At 71.5% G+C, this 2,934-nt stretch carries 3 protein-coding genes and 1 pseudogene; all 4 read right to left on the bottom strand.

Going from position 1 to position 2,934, the window contains the following annotated elements; all coding sequences use genetic code 11:
- Positions 1-390: pseudogene (locus SACHA_RS25555) on the bottom strand (hypothetical protein); the annotation flags it as partial.
- A gap of 156 nt (positions 391-546) precedes the next feature.
- A complete protein-coding gene (locus SACHA_RS0114630) occupies positions 547-1,203 on the bottom strand; it encodes a TetR/AcrR family transcriptional regulator (protein WP_019810922.1) in 657 nt (218 codons plus the stop codon).
- Between the two features lie 133 nt (positions 1,204-1,336).
- Positions 1,337-1,834, bottom strand: a complete 498-nt coding sequence (locus tag SACHA_RS0114625; protein WP_019810921.1) for an FxsA family protein — start codon at positions 1,832-1,834, stop codon at positions 1,337-1,339.
- A gap of 328 nt (positions 1,835-2,162) precedes the next feature.
- Positions 2,163-2,934: dihydrolipoamide acetyltransferase family protein (locus tag SACHA_RS22320; protein ID WP_083935866.1), on the bottom strand; the 772-nt coding region annotated here is incomplete at its 5' end.

Below are 2,934 nucleotides of genomic sequence, written 5' to 3'. Positions count from 1 at the left end.
CGACGTACCCGACCCGGCGGGGCCCACCCCGCCCGGTGCCCCGCCGACCGGGGCGGTACCCGCGGCACCCGACGCGGTGGTCCCCGGCGAGCCGATCGACATCACCGAACTCGGTGTCGTCCCGGTCCCACCGTTGAACTCCGGGGGCTCGGCGAACGCGGGCTGCTTCGAGGCGGCCCCGTGGAGCTCGCCGTCGTACTGCCCCATCACCCGGGCGGCCTCGTCGTGCGCCTGTCGGCTCTGCTGGTAGCGCTCGGTCGTCTTCTCGACGTTGTCGAGAAGGTCGAGCGGATTCTCCGCCCACTTGCCGACTTCGGTCTTCCAGTCGAACGGGACCTTCTCGGGCATGTTGTTGCGGGCGGCGCCCGCGGACGCGGCCTGCTCGTTCATGGTTTGAGAGGCCAGTTCGGCGTTGCGCGAGTTACCGTCCGCCCAGGTGCCCAGGCTCGTGAAGTAGCCGTGCGTGTCGTCCGCCTGCCGTGCCGCGGTGAGTGTACCGAGATGCGGCGTGGCGTCACCGGCGTTCGGGGCGACCGCGGCGCCGGCTCACTCGGTCGGACGCCAGACGGCGCCCTCGACGAGGTCGTTGAAACCGAGCCAGGTGAGGTTCATCAGCCACGAGGCGAGCACACTCACGGGCACGTCGGGGTGGTCCAGCCACCAGTCGGCGAGGGATTCGGCGGCGCCGACCAGGGCGGCGGCCATCCCCTCGCCGGAGAACTCGACCTGCTCGCCCAGCCCCTTGCGGACCCCGGCCGACACCACGAGCGTGCTGACCAGCTCCACCGCGGTGCTGCGCAGCGTGGTGATCTCGGCGGCGAACGGCTGTCCGGCGGTGAGCGCGTGCCGGTGCAGCACGATCCACGATTCGCGGTGGTCGGCGACGAAGCCGTAGAACGCGCGCAGGCCGTGCCAGAGTTGCATGTCCGAGGGAACATCCGACCGGATGCCGTCGCGCACGGCGTCGAGCAGGCGGTTCGACTCACGCCGGACGCAGTGCGCGAACAGGTCCTCCTTCGCCCCGAGGTAGCTGTAAATCATCGGCTTGGACACGCCCGCCACGTCCGAGACCTCGTCCATCGCCGCCGCGTGGTAGCCGTGCCGGGAGAACACGGTCACCGCGGCGTCGAGAATCTGCTTCTCCCGGACCTCCCGGGGGAGTCGTTTAGCCCGTTCGGGCGAGCGCTGCACGTCCTGCGCCACCAGCAACCTCCTGTGTCCCCCGCACGCTACCTGACCAGGAGATTCGGTGTCGGCACGCCCGGTGCCCCGTTCGGGGTGCGCCCCGGATGGGAAACGGCCGTCTCACGGTGCGAACTCCGTGGGCGCGGTCGTGCTACTCGGAGTCGATGACCGGACGTCCGTTCGGCCGGGGGCCGCCCTCGCCGTCGTCCCGGCGGCGGTCGTCCGAGACGACCTCACTGTCCACCACGATCGTCCGGGTCCGCATTCCCGGGCCGAACGGTGCGCCGGAGGTGCTACGGGCCGGTCCCCGGCGTTGCACCCGCCGCATCCACGCACGCCGGAACAGCGCCCGGCTCGGCAACAGCAACAGCAGGCCGGCGACGTCGCTGACGAAGCCGGGCAGGAAAATGAGCAGTCCGCCCAGCCCCACGAGCATCCCGTCGGTGATCTCGTTGTGCGGGGAACGGCCGGACCGCGCCGTCGCCATCACCGCGCGGGCGGCCTTGCCGCCCTCCCGGCGGGCCAGCCACGACCCGACGAGCGCACCGGCGAGCAGCAGTCCGAGCGTGCCGAGCACGCCGATCTGCGAGGCGACCGCCCACACGGCGGCCACCTCGGTGATCACGTACAGCAGGAACAGGACGGCCATACCCGGAACAACGCACGAAGGCGCCCGTTTGATCCCGCGAGTCGCCACCCCATGCCCGCGAGTTGACGCCATGTGTCCGCGAGTTGGCGCGCTGTGTCCCCGAGTTGACGTTCTGTATCCGCGAATTGACGCCTGTGTCCGTGAACTGGCGCCCGATGACGACGTGTCGCCGGGCGGGCATGCCCCGGGCGGACTCTCGCGACCATCGCGCGGCCCTCGGAGGTCGACTCGCGGGCATGGAATGGCAACTCACCGGCATGGAGTGGCGACTCGCGGGTGTGGAGTGGCGACTCGCGGGTGGGAGGGGTGGCCCTCCCACCCGCGGGGGTCAGTAGGTGATGGCCTTGGCCGGGTCCGCGAGGAGGGCGCCGACGTCGGCCAGGAAGCGTGAGCCCTGCTGGCCGTCGACGACGCGGTGATCGAAGCTCAGCGACAACTGCATCACCTTGCGGACGGCGAGTTCGCCGTCCACCACCCACGGCGTGTCCCGGATCGCCCCGAGCGCGAGGATCGCCGACTCGCCCGGGTTGATGATCGGGGTGCCGGTGTCGACACCGAACACGCCGACGTTGGTGATGGTGAACGTGCCGTCGAGCATCGCCTCCGGCGCGGTTTTGCCGTCCCGTGCGGTGGCGGTCAGCTCGTCCAGCGCGCCGGCCAGGTCGGCCAGCGACAGGGCGTCGGCGTCGCGGACCTTGGGCACCACCAGGCCGCGCGGCGTGGCCGCCGCGATGCCCAGGTGCACGTAGTCCTTGTAGACGATCTCACCCGCACGTTCGTCCCAGACCGCGTTCACGTCGGGGGTGCGCCGTTTCGCCAGGCACACCGCGCGGGCCGCGAACGCCAGCGGGGTGAGCTTCACCCCGCTGAAGTCGGGATCGCCCTTCAGCCGCTCGCGCAGCTCCATCATCGGCGTCACGTCCACGGTCAGGAACTCCGTGACGTGCGGGGCGGTGAACGCGCTCTCCACCATGGCCTGCGCGGTCGCCTTGCGCACCCCCCGGATCGGGACCCGGGTCTCGCAGTCGGCCCGGTCACCACCGGTACCGCCGCCCGCACCGGCACCCGACGGGGTGGCCGCGGGCGCCGTGGGTGCCCCG

Source organism: Saccharomonospora halophila 8 (assembly GCF_000383775.1).
Lineage (GTDB): Bacteria > Actinomycetota > Actinomycetes > Mycobacteriales > Pseudonocardiaceae > Saccharomonospora > Saccharomonospora halophila.
This window is presented reverse-complemented; position numbering and strand designations above follow the sequence as displayed.

What these genes read in the sequence shown, in the direction of transcription:
- SACHA_RS0114625 (WP_019810921.1), bottom strand. Translation starts at nt 1,834, where the DNA reads ATGGCCGTCCTGTTCCTGCTGTACGTGATCACCGAGGTGGCCGCCGTG.